Origin of the sequence: Nocardia sp. NPDC058058, assembly GCF_042885355.1 — a bacterium.
In the GTDB taxonomy this organism is placed as follows: domain Bacteria; phylum Actinomycetota; class Actinomycetes; order Mycobacteriales; family Mycobacteriaceae; genus Nocardia.
This window is the reverse complement of sequence record NZ_JBHVSA010000005.1, coordinates 390,121-407,671: the sequence shown is the minus strand read 5'-3', so window position 1 is coordinate 407,671 and position 17,551 is coordinate 390,121. Positions and strand designations below refer to the sequence as shown.

19 protein-coding genes are annotated in these 17,551 nt (G+C 65.7%); 11 read left to right on the top strand and 8 right to left on the bottom strand.

Annotated features, from left to right (window positions below):
* The first annotated feature begins 15 nt into the window (after positions 1 to 15).
* Entirely contained in the window at positions 16 to 1,149 is a 1,134-nt protein-coding gene (locus ACFVUS_RS40415) for a sulfotransferase family protein (RefSeq protein ID WP_387779617.1), read from the top strand.
* A gap of 103 nt (positions 1,150 to 1,252) precedes the next feature.
* The gene (locus ACFVUS_RS40410) at positions 1,253 to 2,572 is read left to right on the top strand and encodes a TIGR03118 family protein (RefSeq protein ID WP_387779614.1); all 1,320 of its coding nucleotides are present in this window, start codon (positions 1,253 to 1,255) and stop codon (positions 2,570 to 2,572) included.
* Positions 2,573 to 2,628: 56 nt separating this feature from the next.
* Here ACFVUS_RS40410 and ACFVUS_RS40405 read toward each other — a convergent pair whose 3' ends face one another.
* The 4 genes from ACFVUS_RS40405 to ACFVUS_RS40390 are packed head-to-tail and all read right to left on the bottom strand — an operon-like array spanning position 2,629 to position 6,279.
* Complete coding sequence (locus ACFVUS_RS40405; RefSeq protein ID WP_387779611.1) at positions 2,629 to 2,814, bottom strand: hypothetical protein; 186 nt, start codon at positions 2,812 to 2,814, stop codon at positions 2,629 to 2,631.
* Positions 2,811 to 3,626, bottom strand: a complete 816-nt coding sequence (locus ACFVUS_RS40400) for a hypothetical protein (RefSeq protein ID WP_387779608.1) — start codon at positions 3,624 to 3,626, stop codon at positions 2,811 to 2,813. Before ACFVUS_RS40400 ends, ACFVUS_RS40405 begins: the two co-directional genes overlap by 4 nt.
* Positions 3,623 to 5,962, bottom strand: a complete 2,340-nt coding sequence (locus tag ACFVUS_RS40395) for a hypothetical protein (RefSeq protein WP_387779605.1) — start codon at positions 5,960 to 5,962, stop codon at positions 3,623 to 3,625. Before ACFVUS_RS40395 ends, ACFVUS_RS40400 begins: the two co-directional genes overlap by 4 nt.
* Positions 5,962 to 6,279, bottom strand: a complete 318-nt coding sequence (locus ACFVUS_RS40390) for a type VII secretion target (RefSeq protein ID WP_387779602.1) — start codon at positions 6,277 to 6,279, stop codon at positions 5,962 to 5,964. Before ACFVUS_RS40390 ends, ACFVUS_RS40395 begins: the two co-directional genes overlap by 1 nt.
* A 230-nt stretch (positions 6,280 to 6,509) precedes the next feature.
* Here ACFVUS_RS40390 and ACFVUS_RS40385 point away from each other — a divergent pair, with 230 nt between their 5' ends.
* Genes ACFVUS_RS40385 through ACFVUS_RS40375 form a run of 3 tightly spaced genes read left to right on the top strand, consistent with a single transcriptional unit; the run spans position 6,510 to position 8,544 of the window.
* Positions 6,510 to 6,992, top strand: a complete 483-nt coding sequence (locus ACFVUS_RS40385) for a hypothetical protein (RefSeq protein WP_387779599.1) — start codon at positions 6,510 to 6,512, stop codon at positions 6,990 to 6,992.
* A 17-nt stretch (positions 6,993 to 7,009) separates the two neighbouring features.
* A complete protein-coding gene (locus ACFVUS_RS40380) occupies positions 7,010 to 7,756 on the top strand; it encodes an ABC transporter ATP-binding protein (protein WP_387779596.1) in 747 nt (248 codons plus the stop codon).
* Between the two features lie 5 nt (positions 7,757 to 7,761).
* Complete coding sequence (locus ACFVUS_RS40375; protein WP_387779593.1) at positions 7,762 to 8,544, top strand: ABC transporter permease; 783 nt, start codon at positions 7,762 to 7,764, stop codon at positions 8,542 to 8,544.
* Positions 8,545 to 8,550: 6 nt separating this feature from the next.
* Here the strand turns inward: ACFVUS_RS40375 and ACFVUS_RS40370 are convergent, their stop codons facing one another.
* Together ACFVUS_RS40370 and ACFVUS_RS40365 are read right to left on the bottom strand one after the other, a co-directional pair.
* On the bottom strand, positions 8,551 to 9,582 hold the full coding sequence (locus ACFVUS_RS40370) for a peptidoglycan recognition family protein (protein ID WP_387779590.1): 1,032 nt from the start codon (positions 9,580 to 9,582) through the stop codon (positions 8,551 to 8,553).
* A gap of 62 nt (positions 9,583 to 9,644) precedes the next feature.
* Positions 9,645 to 10,277 (bottom strand): TetR/AcrR family transcriptional regulator, encoded by a 633-nt coding sequence (locus tag ACFVUS_RS40365; RefSeq protein WP_387779587.1) that lies wholly within the window; start codon positions 10,275 to 10,277, stop codon positions 9,645 to 9,647.
* A gap of 96 nt (positions 10,278 to 10,373) precedes the next feature.
* Between ACFVUS_RS40365 and ACFVUS_RS40360 the strand changes: the two genes are divergently transcribed.
* Genes ACFVUS_RS40360 through ACFVUS_RS40340 form a run of 5 tightly spaced genes read left to right on the top strand, consistent with a single transcriptional unit; the run spans position 10,374 to position 15,469 of the window.
* On the top strand, positions 10,374 to 11,525 hold the full coding sequence (locus tag ACFVUS_RS40360) for an acyl-CoA dehydrogenase family protein (protein WP_387779584.1): 1,152 nt from the start codon (positions 10,374 to 10,376) through the stop codon (positions 11,523 to 11,525).
* Positions 11,526 to 11,556: 31 nt separating this feature from the next.
* Positions 11,557 to 12,309, top strand: a complete 753-nt coding sequence (gene fabG, locus ACFVUS_RS40355) for a 3-oxoacyl-ACP reductase FabG (RefSeq protein ID WP_387779581.1) — start codon at positions 11,557 to 11,559, stop codon at positions 12,307 to 12,309.
* Between the two features lie 59 nt (positions 12,310 to 12,368).
* Positions 12,369 to 13,526, top strand: coding sequence for an acyl-CoA dehydrogenase family protein (locus ACFVUS_RS40350; protein ID WP_387779578.1), 1,158 nt, complete (start codon positions 12,369 to 12,371; stop codon positions 13,524 to 13,526).
* 3 nt (positions 13,527 to 13,529) lie between these two features.
* Positions 13,530 to 15,014, top strand: a complete 1,485-nt coding sequence (locus ACFVUS_RS40345) for a long-chain fatty acid--CoA ligase (protein ID WP_387779575.1) — start codon at positions 13,530 to 13,532, stop codon at positions 15,012 to 15,014.
* A complete protein-coding gene (locus ACFVUS_RS40340) occupies positions 15,011 to 15,469 on the top strand; it encodes a MaoC family dehydratase (RefSeq protein ID WP_387779572.1) in 459 nt (152 codons plus the stop codon). Before ACFVUS_RS40345 ends, ACFVUS_RS40340 begins: the two co-directional genes overlap by 4 nt.
* Before the next feature lie 40 nt (positions 15,470 to 15,509).
* Here ACFVUS_RS40340 and ACFVUS_RS40335 read toward each other — a convergent pair whose 3' ends face one another.
* Positions 15,510 to 15,974, bottom strand: coding sequence for a VOC family protein (locus tag ACFVUS_RS40335; protein ID WP_387779569.1), 465 nt, complete (start codon positions 15,972 to 15,974; stop codon positions 15,510 to 15,512).
* A gap of 63 nt (positions 15,975 to 16,037) precedes the next feature.
* Here ACFVUS_RS40335 and ACFVUS_RS40330 point away from each other — a divergent pair, with 63 nt between their 5' ends.
* Positions 16,038 to 16,682 carry a TetR/AcrR family transcriptional regulator gene (locus ACFVUS_RS40330; protein WP_387779566.1) on the top strand — a complete coding sequence of 215 codons (645 nt, stop codon included), beginning with the start codon at positions 16,038 to 16,040 and terminating at the stop codon, positions 16,680 to 16,682.
* Positions 16,683 to 16,700: 18 nt separating this feature from the next.
* Here the strand turns inward: ACFVUS_RS40330 and ACFVUS_RS40325 are convergent, their stop codons facing one another.
* Positions 16,701 to 17,516 carry a YdcF family protein gene (locus ACFVUS_RS40325; protein ID WP_387779563.1) on the bottom strand — a complete coding sequence of 272 codons (816 nt, stop codon included), beginning with the start codon at positions 17,514 to 17,516 and terminating at the stop codon, positions 16,701 to 16,703.
* Positions 17,517 to 17,551: the final 35 nt, after the last annotated feature.

Here is a 17,551-nt window from a genome sequence, read left to right as displayed (position 1 = left end):
AAGGAGTTACCACCCATGAGCGCACGCACCTCCGTCGGCACCGTCGAGGATCTGCACGCCTCGGCCACCCGGGTCTGCGGCCTCGAAGACTTCGGCGCGGACGACTACCTGGAGGGTTTGAGCACCCTGCTGGAGTCGTATCAGCGCGATGCCGGACTCACCGAGCTCGGCTCCAAGATGAGCCGGTTCTTCCTGCGCGGGGCGCTGGTCGCCCGCGCGCTCAGCGAAGCGTCCTGGAAAGCCAATCCGGCGTACGCCGAAACCCGGGTCACCAGGCCGATTTTCGTGACCGGACTGCCGCGCACCGGCACCACGGCGCTGCATCGGCTGCTGGCCGCGGATCCGGGGCATCAGGCGCTGGAGATGTGGCTGGCGGACTTCCCGCAGCCGCGGCCGCCGCGCGACAGCTGGGCCGACAATCCGATCTACCAGCGCATCGACGCCGGATTCGCACAGCATCGCATCGAGAATCCGGAATTCATGGGCGTGCACTATATGAGCGCCGCCGATGTCGAGGAGTGCTGGCAGCTGCTGCGCCAGACGGCCAAGTCCATCTCGTACGAGTCGCTTGCCTATCTGCCGACCTACTCGCAGTGGTTGCGCAAGCAGGATTGGACCGACGCCTACACCCGGCATCGGAAGAACCTGCAGCTCATCGGGCTCGGCGATGAGCGGCGCTGGGTGCTGAAGAATCCGAGCCACCTGTTCGCCCTGGACGCGCTCATGGCGGTGTACCCGGACGCGCTGATCATTCAGACCCATCGTGACCCGGTGACCATTGTCGGATCCTCGTGCAGCCTGTCCGATCAGGCGGCGCGCGGGTGGTCCACCACCTTCCTAGGGGAGACCATCGGCAAGTCGCAGTTGGAGCTGTGGTCGCGCGGGCTGCGCGAATTCAACAGCGCCCGTGCGCGATACAACCCGGAGCAGTTCCTCGATATCGAATTCGATGAATTGCGGGCCGATCCCATGGGCACCGTCGAAAAGATCTACGGCGCCTTCGGCATCGATTTCTCGGACTCCGCGCGTACGGCCATGGGCTCCCTCGATGAGGAGAGTAAGAGCGGTGATCGTAAACCCGTTCACCGGTACTCCCTGGCCGATTACGGACTGACCGAAGCGCAGGTCAGGGCGGAGTTCGAAAGCTAGGCGCACCCCTCGTCCTTCCGGATATGGTTAGCATCACCTAAACCAGCTATGGTTAGCGTCGCCTAACCGTGGAAATGCGGTCTGGACTGGAAGGACGAGGGAATTGCGTAAGAATCTGATGCGGATCTCGGCGCTCGGCGCGGCCATACTGGTCGCCGCCGCGTGCTCGAAGTCGGAGCCCGCCGCCGACAACTACCCGGCTGCGCTGGACGGTAATCACTACGCCCAGATCAACCTGGCCGCGGACAAGGACTCGTACAAGGCGCAGTTCACCTATCCGGACATGGTCAACGCCTGGGGCCTGGCCGATCGCCCCAAGGGTGCCGGCGGGCACTTCTGGGTCGGCGGCGGCGGTTTCTCCTTCCAGTTCGTCGGTGACGTCACCAAATCCTCGGATCCCAAGTTCCAGAAGCTGTTTCAGGATCCGCTGAAGCTCGTCACCGTCCCCGGCGCGGACTCGGACACCTCCGACAAGAGCGTCGGCAAGACCACCGGCGTCATCTTCAACCCCGCGCCCATCACCTCGGACCTGTTCGTGGTGAAGGATCAGCCGGTCAGCTACGACGGCAAGGACGAAAAGCTCACCGGCTCGGCGCGATTCATCTTCGCCACCGACTCCGGCAAGATCTCCGCCTGGACCGAACAGGGCGCGGGCGGCGCGATCGTGCGTCACGACGGCCCGGCCAACACCGTCTTCGACGGTAAGGACAAGGGCATGCAGTTCTTCGGCATCGCCCTCACCCCGTCCGGCGACAAGCTGCTCGCCGCCGACTTCGGCGAGAACCCGCAGATCCGCACGTTCGACAAGAACTGGCAGCTGATCGGCACCACCGGCTACGCCAACCCCTTCGCCACCGGTGACAACCTCGACCCGGCCGATCCGACCAAGGGCAAGAAGGTCAAGCCCGGCGATCCGGCCCCCTGGAACGTCACCACCATCGGCCAGCGCGTGTTCATCTCCTACGCCACCACCAAGCCCGATGAGGTCGACGCCAGCAAAATCGATGTAGGCGAAGAGGATTCCCTCGACAAGGCCGCCGATAAGGCCGCCGCGGGCAAGCCCGGCAAGGGCAAGGTCGCCGAATTCGACGCCACCGGCAAACTGGTCCGCACCATCGACGGCGACGACCGCTTCAACGCCCCCTGGGGCGTCACCATCGCCCCCGATTCCTTCGGCCCCCTTGCCGGAAAGATCCTGGTCGGCAACTTCGGCGGCCTCGGCCACATCGTCGCCATCGACGACAAGACCGGCAAGCCCGTCGACTACCTGCGCAACACCACCGGCGCGCCCATCGAAATCCCGGGTCTGTGGGCCCTGATGTTCGGCAACGGCGAAAGCCTCGGCGACTCCGACGCCCTCTACTTCACCGCGGGCCCCGAAGACGAGAAAGACGGCCTCTTCGGCAGCCTCCGCCTCCAGTAGGCAGCACGCGTAATAGGCGGGCCCCGAGTCGATTCCGACTCGGGGCCCGCCGCGTGTCACATCCAGGGCGGTTCGCGAACCGACCACATGAGATCCCGGTACCAGCGCTCATAACTCACCGCGTCGGTGAAACCCGGCGCGTCATCGGCATTCGAATCGGCACCGGCGCCCGCGCCGCTCGATTCGGCGATCGGGGTGTGGAGCGCGGCCAGGATCTCCGGTGGCAGATTGGGCGAACTCATTGTGCGGCTGGCCAACCGGGGGACGGGTCGAGCGTGGGAAGCGGATCGCGGTAGAACGTCAGTCCGGTGACCGCGAGTTGTTCGGGGGGAACCGGATTACCGGGGAGGTCGACGCAGGGGTCCTGATAGGCCCGGCCCTTCAGGTCGCGGTTGGTGATCTCGATCGATTCGACGGACCAGTCACCGAATACATCGCTTACCGGGTAGCGGGAAAGACCATGGCCGAGCGCGGTCAGCTTAGGGGTGTCTTCCTGTGGGGCACGCAGTTTCAGCTTTACCGCCTGCGGCGTGAGAGCGGGATTTCGCAGGGACGCATATTTCTCCGGGGGGCTCACGTCCTTGCTCAGGCCGTTGAACCACACGCAGGTGAGCGCGTCCACGGTACGGGGAGCCGTGGCGTTCGCCGATGGGTTGAGCGCCGCGAGATAGAGATAGGTGGTGCCGTGCAGCGGGGGCGCGGTCCCGAGAATGCTCGAATCCCACACTTTGTAGGGCGATGGGTCCTTGTCCGCCACGGCTCGATCGACCGCACGGGTGTATCCGGGGTAGGTGTATTTGCCGATATCCCGTTCGGAGGTCGTGCCGGTGATCGCGGCGATGAACGAGGATTCGATCACGGCGCGGGTGACAATCGCGGCATCGGAGGTGAGGTCCACACCGGCAGTGGCGGTCCAACGGTAGGAGAACTGCACAGCTTCGGGCGGTTGATACTTTCCCGGTGTCGCGTCATCGGAACATCCGGCGAGCAGACAGCCGGCCAGGACCACCGGTACGACGCGGCGGAAGCGCACAGCTCGGTTCTCCGGTCTCATTTTTTGGGGAGTCCGTTCGGGTGGTGTCCGTGTTCCCAGCTGACCTCGTAACCGGGCAGATGGTTGGGCAGATAGTTCTGCATATCGCTGTCGAATTTCGGTAGATACTGTGCGGGGTCGTTCCCCGCGATCTCTTCCAGGGACTTCAATTTGCCCTCGGCGTCGAAGTACTTGCCGACGTAGGGGTTCGTTCGCAGGTCCTCGTGATTCGGGGACTGGTTGATGCCTTCGAGGATGTTGTAGTAGCGCTGTACCGGATTGCCGTTCGAAGTCAGGTCAACTGTCTCATGGACTTCGGGCGCAGATCCGAACAGCCACGCCTTGACTCCGGGTGAGGACGCCTTCACGCCGAGTTCGATGGCATCGCCGATAACGGGAATCCGCTTGGCGGTGAAGGCGACACCCTCACGCGCCGAGTCGAAGACAACCGTTGCCTCCTTCACGCGTTGCGTGTCGCCCAGCGATCTGGTGTCGAACTCCAACTTCATCCCGTTCTTGGCCCCGGCATCGATCGCGCCGGCCCAGTCGGCGAGCTGATAGTTCTGCGCTCCGGTGATTCCGAACTGCTGGTTCAGCTGCGAAATCGTCGCGTACGCCGAACCATTGAACTGGATCGCGGCCTGCTTGTCGGAATCGATGACCGCGAATACCTTCTTGACATCGTCCGCGCTGAAGTCATGGGCGAATCCACCCGTATGCAGCCACTCCGGGCCGACGGAAACCATTTCGGGGATGTAGGGCGACAGCGTCGATGCCAGTGCCCGGGTCAATTCGGGGTTGGCGACACCGATCTCTCGCTGCCCCTCGAAGCTGTTGATATGCAGCAGTTCGTCTTCGTGCTTGCTCATATAGCTCGCGAGCGCGTGCGCCGATTCACCGGCCCCGATGCGCTGCGCGTCGATCGGTGAGGTCGCGAATTCTCCGGCGGTATCGACGACGGTGGCGATACCCGCGTCGTGGCCTACCCAGTTGTGGTTGAGCAGGTTTCCGATATGCGACTCCGGGTCGTACCTGCCGCCCGGGGTGACGGTGGCGTCCATGCGGTGTGTGCCGTCGGGCAATTGAGCGCCGCCGGTCAGGAGATCGTGCACGGCGAGATGGTCGATGCCCGCCCGGCTGAGCATTTTGTCGGCCAGTGAGCTCGGGGTTTCGGTACTGCCCCACGGGCCCTGGATGTTCTTGACATTGCTGCCCGCGATCTCGGCGGCCTGTTTGAGCAGGCCGCGATCGATATCGGTGCCCTGCGCCAGACCCGAATCGCCTTTGCCCAATAGGTTTGTCAGCGTGTTGAAGTCGCCCATGCGGGATACCTCGATGACACCGCCCGCACCGGCCCCGCGTCCGGGATTCAGTGATTTGTAGGGCTTTTCGGTCAGCAGCGTGCGAACCTGCGTGGGCAGCAAGGACATTCCGCCGGTATCGCCCACAACCTCATGGTCGGACCCGTGATAGCCGGCGGTCTCGATCTGCGGGTTGGACATGATCTGGAGCGCGTTCGCGACCCCGGCCCGCACCTGCGATTGCTGGTCGGCGGGTAGCCCGGTGCCGATCTTGTCGATATCGGTGACGCTCATCGAATCCGTGGAACGCATGAAACCGCGCAGGTAGTCGAACTGGCCCTGCGGCAGATTCACCTGTTTGCCCGCGAGCAGATCGTCCTTCTGCTGCTGGGTCAGGGTGGTCGCCTGCTGGAATCGGGCGATCTGCTCCGGGGTCGCGGTGCCATTGCGCAGGGCGGCCTCATCCTGGGCCGCGAGTGCCGGATTCAGCGCCGAGGTCGCCGGGGTCAATTGCTCGATGGCGTTCAGCGCGTTGCGGATTGCCGTCGCGGCGGTCTCATCGGCCACGCCCAGATCGGCGGCCAGGCGTTGCAGGGCGACCGTCTGATTGGCGGCCTCGGTGGTGCGGGTGGAGCGGAGCGTGTTCACCTGATCGATCAGGCTCTGGTCGTCACCGGCGGCCGCGAGGGCGGCCGGATAGTTGTAGGGGTCGCTGACCGACCAGTCGGTGTCGTCGACCTCGAATCCGGAGTCGCGCAGGGTGGTGACCGTCTGTCGCGCGGTGACGACCATGGGGGCCAGCGCGTTCTGGCCATTGCGGCAGGCGGTCGCGAGATCGTCGTAAGCGTCCGCGACCGAACGCATTTGGGTGCGCTCGCGATCGGCTCGGCCTTCCGCGCCCTGGCGGCCCTCGCCGGACCAGTTCAGGCCGTCGATTGCCTTTCGCATGTCATCGGCGGCATCGCGAATGCCGGTGGCGATCAATTCGGCTTTCGGAGCCACCGATCCCATATCGATATTCCAGAACATGACCTGGTCGACGGTGGGAACGCGCACTACTTCGTCCCGGAGTTGAAATCGCCGAGGGCGTCGAACCGGGCCGCGGCACCGGTGTCGGTGCCGTGATAGGTGTCGGCGGATTCGCGCAGTAGTGCGGCGAATTCCTGATAGCGGCCGCTGATGACGGGCATCGCCTTGGCGCGTACCGGCTCTATCCGATCCAGCTCAGGGCCGGTTTCGGAGCCCTGCATGAACGATCCGAGCGTGCCGAGGAAGCCGCCCGCGCTATCGATCGCGGGTAGTTTTCCGACCGCCGCGACAATGGTGTCGAACTTGGTCGCGGCATCGCGCAATTCCTGTGCAGAAACCTGCATGTGGCCCCCCATTCATAGTGGGTTCATCTAATGCATTCTCCGTCCTCCGCCCGAGGGAGAATGCAGTCGCAGATTATCAGAATCGAACTGTCGCAGCAGATTTCGGCCGGTCCGGGGGAGTGGGGGATTGGCGGGGATGATGAGTGCTCGGGTGACGTGTAGTTAGGTTTGACTAACCTAACTTTGGGAAGTAGCGTGCGGGGCATTCCGCTACCGCGAAGGAAGGTGTCATGAAGAAGATTGTCGGCGCGTTCGCCGCCCTGGTTTCCGCTGGCTTGGTCACGGCCGGTTTCGCGGCGCCCGCGCTCGCGGATCGGTCGGTTCGGGATGCGACGGTCGCGGATCTGTATGTGCGGGACGCGGATCCGTCGCTGGACGCGCTGGCGGGGCAGTTCGCGGCGCTGTGGAATCCGAGTCTGCCGATGAACGCGAAGGCGGAGGTCAGCTACCACGGGAGTTCGGTCGCGCCCGCGTTGCAGGGGATTCTGTCGCAGGGTGGGGTGTACGACTTCCTGTCGATTCAGGAGCGGGCTACCGCCAAGAGCATTACCGGGAACACCATGACCGCAACGCTTTCCGGGGTGATGGCCGGATTCCCGGCGTCGAGTGGGACCTACAGCTACATCCGTGAGGACGGGCTGTGGAAGGTCGATTGGAAGGCCACCTGCGCCGGTATGGGCGGCTGCTCCGGTAACCCCGACTTCGGGTACTGAGTCGCGCTCGATAGCTGATGATCTCGGTTTCCGGTATTTCCAAGCGCTTCGGTGACAAGGTCGCCGTCGGTGACGTCAGTTTCGAGGCGGCGAGCGGGGCGATCACGTACCTGCTCGGACCCAATGGGGCGGGCAAATCCACGACCATGCGCATGATCGCGGGATTGACGACGCCCGATGCGGGCACGGTGCGGATCGATGGGGAGTCGCTGCGCGGGCTCGCCGATACGATGCGCGCGGTTCGGTTCAACCTGAATACCTTCGCGCGCGATCCGCGGCATACGGCGGCGCAGCATTTGAAATGGCAAGCGCGCCTGGGTGGTATCCCGGTGTCCGAGGTCGAGCGGGTGCTCGCGCGGGTGGGGTTGGCCGAGGTGGCGAATCGGCTCGTCGGGCGGTTCTCGCTCGGCATGCTCCAGCGACTCGGGATCGCGAGCGCACTGCTGGGTGATCCGCGCACCATCGTGCTCGACGAACCGGACAACGGGCTCGATGTGGACGGCATCCTGTGGCTGCGGGAACTGCTGACCGGGCTTGCGGCACAGGGCCGTACGCTGCTGGTCGCCTCGCACAATCTGACCGAGGTCGAGATCACCGCCGATCGCATCGTGATCATGGGACGCGGGCGGGTGCTGTCCGATGCCGGCCGGGATGAGACGGTGGCGCTCGGCTCCGGTCCGCGCCCGCTGGAATCGGCCTACCTGGCGGTCACCCGCGACAGCGTCGAATACGACGGCACGACCGGCGAACGGGCGGACCGGTGACCCCGATGACGGATGTGATCCGTTCGGTCCGAAGCGAATTGGCGAAACTGTCCCGGCGCAGCCCACTGTGGTTCGCGATCGTGCCGCTCGCGGTGCTGCTGCCGCTCGGATTGAACGCGGGCCTGGCTATCGCGACCGGTATGAACAAGGTCAACGGCAGCGGTGGCATGGACACCAATAACGCCGGGTACTGGGTGATGATCTTCTCGACCGTCATCCTGATGTCCGCCGGTGTCGCCTCGCTGAGCAATGAATTCAAGTACGCCACGGTGGAATTGGTCTACGGCGCACAGCCGCGGCGCTGGCTGCTGCCGGTGGCGAAACTGATCGTATTCGGGCTGATCGCCGTGATCGCCACCCTGATCACCGTGGTCGTACTGCTTATGGTCTTCCCGGCTGTGTTCCCCGAGGTGTGGGGCCGCGTCGACGCGACTTCCCCGGCCGGACTCCGATTGCTCTGGGCCCTACCGGTTTTCGCCTTCCTCGTCACCGCACTGGGCATCGGCATCGCCGGGCTGATACCGCGCCCGGGCGTCGTGGTCGGCGCGGTGCTGCTGTGGAAATTCGGCATCGAAGCGTTCTCCGCGCTACTCCCGGTGAAGATCGGAAATGTGGTGCAGCAGTGGATGCCGTTCAAGAACGGCGAACTGGGCGCGGGCCAATACCCGACAATCCACCCGATCTTCGGCGGTGCCAACGGTTCCCTCGCCTACTTCGCCGTCATCGCGGTGACCTTCTTCGCTCTCGGAACGGTGCGACTGTCCCGCCGCGACCCCACCACCGACTGATCGACATCACAACTGGGACAGCGCGGTCAGCAGCGGCAGGATGGTGTGCAGGAAATCGCCGGGACAGGTGGTTTCCCCGCACACCGATTGCCAGTCACCGTGACCGGCCACGGCCGGTTTGACGGCGGTGACGCCGTTGGCCGCGTTCACATAGTTGATCTGCGCGAATGGATTGATGCCCAGCCCGGAGCACAGCCGGGTCAGCACGATGTCGAGGCTGTGCAGTGCGGCCTTGCTGGGCAGGGTGCGGCTGAAATCGCCGATCAGGCAGATGCCGATATTTCCCGAATTCGCCCCGCGCACATGGCCCGCCGTGACCACCTCGGCTCCCGGCTTCAGGGCGGTGCCGGGTTTGAAGATGGGGGAGTCGTCGGCGCCGGTGTGGCGGCCGGAATAGATGACGCCGTTCGGGTCGATCATCAGGTGGTAGCCGAGATCGCCCCAGCCCTGGCCGTCCGGATCGGGCAGGGCGTGGAAGCGATAGACGCCGCGAACCGTATCGCGGTAGTCGTCGTACTCCTGGCCGGTCGGAATCTGGGTGTGGTGCACGGTGATCACCTGTGCCGGTGCGTATTCCGGCTCACCCCAGGTCTGCAATGCCTCGTCCGCGCCCCAGCCGGAGCGGGTGACCGCCGGGAAACCCCAGGCGTACGAGGTGGTTACGGCGGTGGTGAACGGCTGCGCCGTCACCGGAGCGAAAACGCCGGGCAGCGTGACGTTCTCGGCGATCACATCGACCCTGTCCGCGCCGGGCGGAATCGGCACGATCTCCGACAGCTTGCCCGGCCGGTCGTCGCGGCCGTGCGCGGTGCGATGTACCGGGATCGGATCGGTCCACACACCCGCCACCTGGAAGCGCACCGCGGCCGGTGCCGCATTCGGCTCGATATCCCGCAGCGCGGTGAAAACCGCTCCCCGGCAATCGGTTTCCCCGACCGGTGCGGCCAGTGCGCCGGCGCGCGTACCCAGCAGCCCGGCCGCGGTCAGCGCCGCCCCCGTCAACAGGGTGCGGCGATCGATCCGAATATGCTGTGTCACTACCACCCTCGTCACTACCGCCGGCGTTCTGTCGTCCGGTAGATCGTACGAAGAGGCAACGATTATTCCGTGACCCGCGCTGGGAAGCGCGCGGCGAGCCCGTCCACGAAGGCGGTCAGCGCCAGTTCGAAACTCTCCGAATCGATTTCGTCTGCGCGGGCGCGCAGCAGATGCGCCTGCTCCAGATGCGGGTAGCGGTCGCGGTAGACCTGAACATCGTCGACGAAACCCCGGGAGAACGAGCCGATGGTCGCGCCCATCACCAGGTAGCGGGTGGCGGCTCCGATCATGGTGGCCTCACGGGGCGGCCAGCCCGCGCCGACCAGTCCGCCGTGCACCGCGTCGGCGTGGCGCAGATTCTCCTCGCGCTGGCCCGGACCGGCGGCCAGATAGGGCACGAAGTTCGGGTGCGCGACCAGTTCGGCGCGATAGGACCGCGCCCAGGACATGAGGCCGTGTCGCCAATCGCCGTGCTCGAACTCGGAGGTGTCGACCCGGCTCATGATGCCCGAGGCGATGTCGTCCAGGACATCGTCCTTGGTGGGGTAGTGGCCGTAGAGCGAGGCGGCCTGTACGCCCAATTCGGCGGCCAGCTTGCGCATGGACAGATCGGCCAGCCCATCGCGGTCGATGAGGGTCAGCGCCGCGTCGCGAATGCGTTCGCGGCTCAGTAGCGGCACCTTCGGTCTGGCCATCTTCGCAAGTTATCACCTGGGTCTTGAAAAACCGAACACCGTTAGGATAGCTTCGGGGTTATAAACCTAACAACGTTCGGTTAGGAGCTGTCACAGATGGACTTCGAGCTCGGCGAGGCACAGCGCGAACTACGCGAGGTCGCCCGCGCCTGGGTGGACAAAGAGGTCGTGCCGTACGCCGCCGCCTGGGATCGCGCCGAAGCGGTGGATACCGCCATCGTCGGCAAACTCGGCGATATGGGCTTCCTCGGCATCGAGATTCCCGAGGAGTACGGCGGGTCCGGCGGCACCGCCCTGGACTACTGCCTGCTGCTCGAGGAACTCGGCCGCGGCGACAGTTCGGTGCGCGGAATCGTCTCGGTCTCACTGGGTTTGGTCGCCAAATCGATCAAGACCTACGGGAACGACGAGCAGCGACGGGAATGGTTGCCGCGCTTGACCTCCGGACAGGCGCTGGGCTGCTTCGCGCTCACCGAGCCCGGCACCGGATCGGACGCGGGCAACCTCACCGCCAAAGCCGTTCGGGACGGCGATGATTGGCTGCTCTCGGGCACCAAGATCTTCATCACCAATGGCACCTGGGCCGACGTGGCGATCGTCTTCGCACGCAGCGGCGGACCCGGCCCCAAGGGCGTGACCGCCTTCCTGGTGCCCACCGACGCACCCGGGTTCACCCGCACCGAGATCAAGGGCAAACTCGGCCTGCGCGGTCAGGCCACCGCCGAATTCGTGCTCGATCAGGTGCGGGTGCCCGATACCGCGCGACTCGGCGATGAGGGCCGGGGCTTCAAAATCGCCATGGGCGCACTCGACAAGGGCCGCATGGGTGTGGCCGCCGGATGCGTCGGCGTCGCGCGCGGCTGCCTGGAAGCGGCTGTGAAATACGCCGCGGAACGCGAACAATTCGGTAAGCCCATCGCCTCCTACCAGCTGGTTCAGGAACTGCTCGCCGATATCGCCGTCGACGTCGAGGCGGCGCGACTGCTCGCCTGGCGAGTCGCCGACCTGGTGGAACGCGGAAAACCGTTCGGCACCGAAGCCTCGGTCGCGAAACTGTTCGCCAGTGAGGCCGCGGTCAAGGCCGCCAACAACGCCATTCAGGTATTCGGCGGATACGGGTACATCGACGAATACCCGGTCGCCAAATACCTTCGGGACGCACGCGTGCTCACGCTGTACGAGGGCACCAGCCAGATCCAGAAGCTGCTGATCGGGCGCGCGCTCACCGGCGTCAACGCCTTCAACTGACCACTTGCATTCGCTGACAAGGAGTTTCACCATGACCTCGAAGGTCGCATTCGTCACCGGAGCGGCACGCGGCATCGGCGCGGCCACCGCGACCCGGCTCGCCGCCGACGGATTCACCGTCGTCATCGCCGATCTGGACGAGGCCGCCTGCAAGACCGCCGTCGATGCCATCGTTGCCGCCGGTGGTAGGGCCAGCGCCGTGGGCTGCAATGTCGCCGACGAGGCCTCGGTCGACGCGGCGTTCGAACGCGTTGTGGCGGAACTGGGTTCGGTCGACGTGCTGGTGAACAACGCGGGCGTACTGCGCGACAACCTGCTGTTCAAGATGTCCGTGGAGGACTGGGACACCGTCATGTCGGTACACCTGCGCGGTGCGTTCCTGTGCAGCCGGGCCGCGCAGCGGTACATGGTGAAGCAGAAGTCCGGCAAGATCGTGAACACCTCCAGCGTGTCCGCGCTGGGCAGCCGGGGGCAGGCCAATTACTCGGCCGCCAAGATGGGGATCCAGGGCTTCACCCGGACCCTCGCCATCGAGCTCGGCCCGTACGGGATCAATGTCAATGCCGTCGCGCCCGGGTTCATCGTCACCGATATGACCGATGCCACCGCCGCGCGCGTGGGTGTGGATCCGGCCGAATTCCGTAAGGCCGCAGCCGATATCACGCCGCTGCGGCGCGTCGGGCAGCCGGAGGATATCGCCAATGTGGTGTCGTTCCTGGCCTCCGAGGACTCCTCGTTCGTGACCGGTCAGACCATCTACGTCGACGGCGGACGCAAGCTCTAAGCAACTCTCGGGCTCTCAGGGGTTCCCCCTGAAACCCCCGAATCACGAGAGAAATCATCATGCAGAGAACAGTTTTCAATGCTGACCATGAGGCCTTCCGTAAGACGGTACGGGCCTTCATCGAATCCGAGGTCGCGCCCGTCTACGACCAGTGGTTCGAGGCCGGGATCGCACCGCGCGAGTTCTATTACAAGCTGGCCGAACTCGGCGTCTTCGGTATCGAGGTGCCGGAGGAATTCGGTGGCGCGGGCATCGAATCCTTCAAGTTCCAGAGCATTCTCATCGAAGAGGCCGCCCGCGCGGCGGTCTCCTTCGGCGGATCCAGTGTGCACGTGGGGCTGTGCCTGCCGTACCTGAAGATGCTCGCCACCCAGGAGCAGAAGGAACGGCTGCTGCCCGGCTTCGTCAGCGGCGAGACCATGTTCGCCATCGCCATGACCGAACCCGGCACCGGCTCCGACCTTGCCGGAATGCGCACCACCGCAAAGCTTTCCGAGGACGGCACGCACTATGTGCTGAACGGGTCCAAGACCTTCATCACCGGCGGCGTGCATGCCGACCGGGTGATCGTCTGCGCCCGCACCGACGCACCGCGCGCCGATGATCGCCGCCACGGGATCTCACTGTTCCTGGTGGACACCAAATCGCCCGGTTACACCGTCGGCCGCAAGCTGGACAAGCTCGGCCTGCGGGTGTCCGATACCGCCGAACTGAACTTCACCGATGTGCGGGTGCCGGTCGCGGATCTGCTCGGCGAGGAGAACCGCGGCTTCTCCTATCTGGGCCTGAACCTGCCCCAGGAGCGACTCTCCATCGCCGTCGGCGCGTACGCGCAGGCCAAGGCCGCGGTGCGGTTCGCCAAGGATTACACCCGGCAGCGCAACGTGTTCGGGCAGCCGGTCGCCAGCTTCCAGAACACCAAGTTCGAACTCGCCGCCTGCCAGGCCGAAGTGGACGCCGCTGAAGCCGTGGTGGATCGCGGACTCGAGGCCCTGGATGCCGGGACCCTCACCGCCGCCGACGCCGCCTCCGCCAAACTGTTCTGCACCGAGGTCGCGGCCCGCGTCATCGACCGCTGCCTGCAACTGCACGGTGGCTACGGCTTCATCAACGAATACCCCATCGCCCGCCTGTACGCCGATAACCGAGTCAACCGAATCTACGGCGGCACCAGCGAAGTCATGAAGATGATCATCGCCAAGGACATGGGTCTGTAGAACATGAACGCGACTCTTTCGCTGGCCAGCATTCTCGCCGAACCCGCGCGGCGGCGACCCGATCACATCGCCCTTATCGAAGGGGCGCAACGGATTACCTTCGCCGAACTGTGGCGGCAGGCGCGCGAACAGGCCGCCGCGCTCATCGCGCTCGGGGTGCGGCCCGGGGATCGGGTCGCGCTGATGGGGCCGAACACCACCGATTTCCCGCGCGCCTACTACGCCATTCTGGCCGCGGGCGCGACCGTGGTGCCGGTGCACCTGCTGCTCACCGCCGATGAGGCCGAATACGTCCTGCGCGACAGCGGGGCCGCGCTGCTCATCTGCCACGAGATGGTCGCACCGGTCGGCACGGTGGCGGCCGAGCGCGCCGGAATTCCCTGCGTCGGCCCGAAAGACCTTGTCGGCGAGGCGATTCCAACCTTCGTATCGCGCAGCCCGCTCGATACCGCCGTGGTGTTCTACACCAGCGGCACCACCGGGCGACCCAAAGGCGCGGAGCTCAGCCACCTCAATATGGTCATGTGCGCGACGGTGAACGCCTTCGACGCCAATGACGTGCACCGCGACGATATCGCGCTCGGCGCGCTGCCGCTGTTCCACGTCTTCGGTCAGACGGTGTCCATGAACTCGCACTGGCGGGTCGGGGCCACCCTCGTGCTGCTGCCGAGATTCGATGCGGCGGAGGCGATTCGGCTCATGAACGCCGAGCGGGTGAACACCTTCCACGGGGTGCCGACCATGTACATCGGCATGCTCGAGGCCGCGAAGGAATTCGAGACCCTGCCGCACCTGCGGCTGTGCATCAGTGGCGGCGCGGCGCTGCCGCCCTCGGTGCTCGAGGAATTCGAACGCGTCTTCGGCTCGTACATCCTGGAGGGCTACGGACTATCCGAGACCTCACCGACCGCCTCGGTCAATCAGCCCGAACTCGGACCGGAGGCGGGCACCGTCGGACATCCGGTCTGGGGCGTCGACGTCGAGATCGCCGATCCGGACGTGCGCGACCGCATCGAACTGCTGCCCGCCGGGACCATCGGCGAGGTGGTGGTGCGCGGGCACAATGTGTTCAGCGGGTACACCGGGCGACCCGAGGCGACCGCGGAAGCCGTGGTGGACAGCTGGTTTCGCACCGGGGACCTCGGCACCAAGGATGACAAGGGCTATCTGCGCATTGTCGACCGCATCAAGGAGATGATCATTCGCGGCGGGTTCAACGTGTACCCGACCGAGGTCGAGGCGGCGCTGCTGCGGCATCCCAAGATCGCCCAGGTCGCGATCATCGGCGTCCCCGATGAGAACTACGGTGAGGAAATCCTGGCCGTGGTGGTGCCCGCCGAACCGGTCACCGCCGATGAGGTGATCGACTACGCGCGCGAGCACGTCGCGCGCTACAAGTATCCGCGCCGGGTGGAATTCCTGGACGCGCTACCGCTCGGCCCCACCCATAAGGTCCTCAAGCGAGAACTGAAGGAGCGCTTCGCATGAGCGTCACCGATTTCGCCGACTTCGACCAGTTGCGCGCCGCCGCCGGCACCGAAATCGGGGTCAGCGACTGGTTTCTCATCGATCAGCAGCGCATCGATCTGTTCGCCGAGGCCACCGGCGACCATCAGTGGATTCACGTCGACCCGGAACGGGCGGCGGCCGGGCCGTACGGCCGCACCATCGCGCACGGGTTCCTGACCCTGTCCCTGGTGGTGCCGATGACCGCGCAGGTGATGACCTTCAGTGCCGCGCGCATGGCAATCAACTACGGGCTCAACAAGGTTCGCTTCATCAACCCGGTGCCAGTGGGCAGTCGCATTCGCGGGCGCTTCACCCTGAACACCGTCACCGATATCCCCGGCGGTGTGCAGGCCGAGCGCACGGTCACCGTCGAGATCGAGGGTGCGAGCAAACCGGCCTGCGTCGCTACGAGCATCGCCCGCTACCTGTCCTGAGTGCCGAATCGGTGTGGGAACCCCTCGCTCCCACACCGATTCAGCGGGCGGGCAGCCAGGTGTCCGGATCGGCGATCGGGGTGCCGTAGCCGGGGCGATCGGCGGTGTCGGCGCTGTGCTCGGCCCAGGTGTAGATATGCAGCTGCAGGCCGTCCGGATCGTTGAAGACCAGTAGCCATCCGATACTGGCCTCGATGACGGGGGAGTGCTCGACGCCGTGCGCGTCCAGATGCGCGGCCCAGCGCTCCAGATCGGCGGGACCGCGCGCGCCCAGGCTCACCGGGTCGAAATCCTTGCAGCCCTGCGCGGCCAGCGGGTTCTCGCGCAGGCCCAGCATCGACGCGCCGATACCGGGCAGTTCGCCCGCGGTACCGCGCACCACCCCGTCGTCATCGGTGAACTGCACGGTCGGGCGGAAGCCCAGTACGTCCCGATACCAGCGCACCGAGCGCACCAGATCGGTCACCGGGATCTTGATGTGATGTATGCCTGCCAGTTCGGGCATCGAAGTCACCTTCTCGAATTTCACCGCAGTGGCACTGCGGTAGATATTGATAGGATGCTCCTCATGAGCCAACCGGTCAAGAGGACCTACCGCGCGGATAAACGCGCCCGGACCGCCGAGGCCACCCGTGCCGCCCTGCGCGCGGCCGCGACCGAACTCTTCGTCGAATCCGGGTACGCCGCGACCACCATGCGGGAGGTCGCGCGGCGCGCGGGGGTGGGGGAGCGCACGCTCTACGACGCGTTCCCGAACAAATTCGAGCTGTTCCGGCACACCATAGGCGTGGCCACCGTCGGCGACGAGGAACCCGTCGCGGTGCTGGAGCGGCCCGAAGTGCTTGCCGCGCAATCCGATACCGATGCCGCCGCCGCGATCGCGGGGCTCGTCGAGTACACGGCGGCGCTCTTCGAGCGCGCGGGCGATCTCATCATGGTCGGCATCGAGGCGGGCGCGGCCGACGCGGCCATGCGCGCGGGGTCCGACGCCGCGGAGGCGGATACCTACCAGACGTGGCTCGGATTGACCCGCAACCTCTTTCGCGCCGGTGCGCTACGGCCCGAACTCGATGCCGAAGCGGCGGCGGACATTTTCTTCGCGCTCGCCTCGCCGCATGTGTTCCGGCTGCTGCGGCGGCAACGGGGCTGGAGTGCGGCGCGATACCGGGATTGGCTGACCGGGTCGGTCACCGCGCAACTCCTGCGCGCGTGAGCGCCCCGGCTGCCCGTGCTACTTGTCCGGGCCGAAAGGCTGTGCGGACAAAGGTGATTCATCGGGGGTCATGGTCGCCACCACGGATATCCCGGCCGAGCGGAAATTGCTGAGCGCCCGCGCGATATGGTCCGCCGAGGTGATGAGGATGGCGGCGTGCGCGCCGATCACCTCCATGAGCTTGGCGGAGAAGGCGGCGTTCTGCACCGTCGAATTCGCCTTGGTCTCGGTGTGGATGCGATCGGGGGAGATGCCGCGCTGGGTCATCCAATCCGCCATGGCCTGCGCCTCGGTGACGCCCGCCTGCGGATTGCCGCCGGTGAGGATCACCGGGGCCATCGGTGAGAGCAGTGCCGAGACATAGCCCGCGTACAGGCGATTGATCAGCTCGGGCCGCATCTCCCCGTCCGGCATCAGACCGTAGCCGAGCACCACGATGGCGGTGCTCGGACTGAACATGGCGGGCAGTTCCAGTCCCGGCAGATCCAGGCCGGGAACCAGCGTCGTCACCGAATTGAGCACGTTCACAACGTCTTCGGTGATTCCCGCGATCGGGGTGGCGGGCATGACGATGGGCCGGGCGGGCTCCGGCGCGATCGCCTGGCCGGGTGCGGTCACGGTATCGGGACGGGCGGCGGTGACCGCCTCGGACTGCGCGGGAACGGTGACCGCGCCGGTATCGGCCTGCGCCGGTGCGGCCCCCGCCGCGACCACCACGACGGTGGCGCCCGCGAGCAGGGTGCGTACGGCGAGCCGAGCCGTATTTCGGGAGAGGTGACGCAGAACCGGGATGGCCGGTAGCAGATCGAACATGAAAACCCCCTGGACAGTCACCCTAGTGACTCCTAGTCGGTTCACTTTTGCGATCC

Bases quoted from the DNA above. Each gene is read 5' to 3' on its own strand.
- ACFVUS_RS40415 (WP_387779617.1), top strand. From the start codon at position 16: ATGAGCGCACGCACCTCCGTCGGCACCGTCGAGGATCTGCACGCCTCG.
- ACFVUS_RS40405 (WP_387779611.1), bottom strand. From the start codon at position 2,814: ATGAGTTCGCCCAATCTGCCACCGGAGATCCTGGCCGCGCTCCACACC.
- ACFVUS_RS40400 (WP_387779608.1), bottom strand. From the start codon at position 3,626: ATGAGACCGGAGAACCGAGCTGTGCGCTTCCGCCGCGTCGTACCGGTG.
- ACFVUS_RS40390 (WP_387779602.1), bottom strand. From the start codon at position 6,279: ATGCAGGTTTCTGCACAGGAATTGCGCGATGCCGCGACCAAGTTCGAC.
- ACFVUS_RS40385 (WP_387779599.1), top strand. From the start codon at position 6,510: ATGAAGAAGATTGTCGGCGCGTTCGCCGCCCTGGTTTCCGCTGGCTTG.
- ACFVUS_RS40380 (WP_387779596.1), top strand. From the start codon at position 7,010: ATGATCTCGGTTTCCGGTATTTCCAAGCGCTTCGGTGACAAGGTCGCC.
- ACFVUS_RS40375 (WP_387779593.1), top strand. From the start codon at position 7,762: ATGACGGATGTGATCCGTTCGGTCCGAAGCGAATTGGCGAAACTGTCC.
- ACFVUS_RS40365 (WP_387779587.1), bottom strand. From the start codon at position 10,277: ATGGCCAGACCGAAGGTGCCGCTACTGAGCCGCGAACGCATTCGCGAC.
- ACFVUS_RS40360 (WP_387779584.1), top strand. From the start codon at position 10,374: ATGGACTTCGAGCTCGGCGAGGCACAGCGCGAACTACGCGAGGTCGCC.
- fabG (WP_387779581.1), top strand. From the start codon at position 11,557: ATGACCTCGAAGGTCGCATTCGTCACCGGAGCGGCACGCGGCATCGGC.
- ACFVUS_RS40350 (WP_387779578.1), top strand. From the start codon at position 12,369: ATGCAGAGAACAGTTTTCAATGCTGACCATGAGGCCTTCCGTAAGACG.
- ACFVUS_RS40345 (WP_387779575.1), top strand. From the start codon at position 13,530: ATGAACGCGACTCTTTCGCTGGCCAGCATTCTCGCCGAACCCGCGCGG.
- ACFVUS_RS40340 (WP_387779572.1), top strand. From the start codon at position 15,011: ATGAGCGTCACCGATTTCGCCGACTTCGACCAGTTGCGCGCCGCCGCC.
- ACFVUS_RS40335 (WP_387779569.1), bottom strand. From the start codon at position 15,974: ATGCCCGAACTGGCAGGCATACATCACATCAAGATCCCGGTGACCGAT.
- ACFVUS_RS40330 (WP_387779566.1), top strand. From the start codon at position 16,038: ATGAGCCAACCGGTCAAGAGGACCTACCGCGCGGATAAACGCGCCCGG.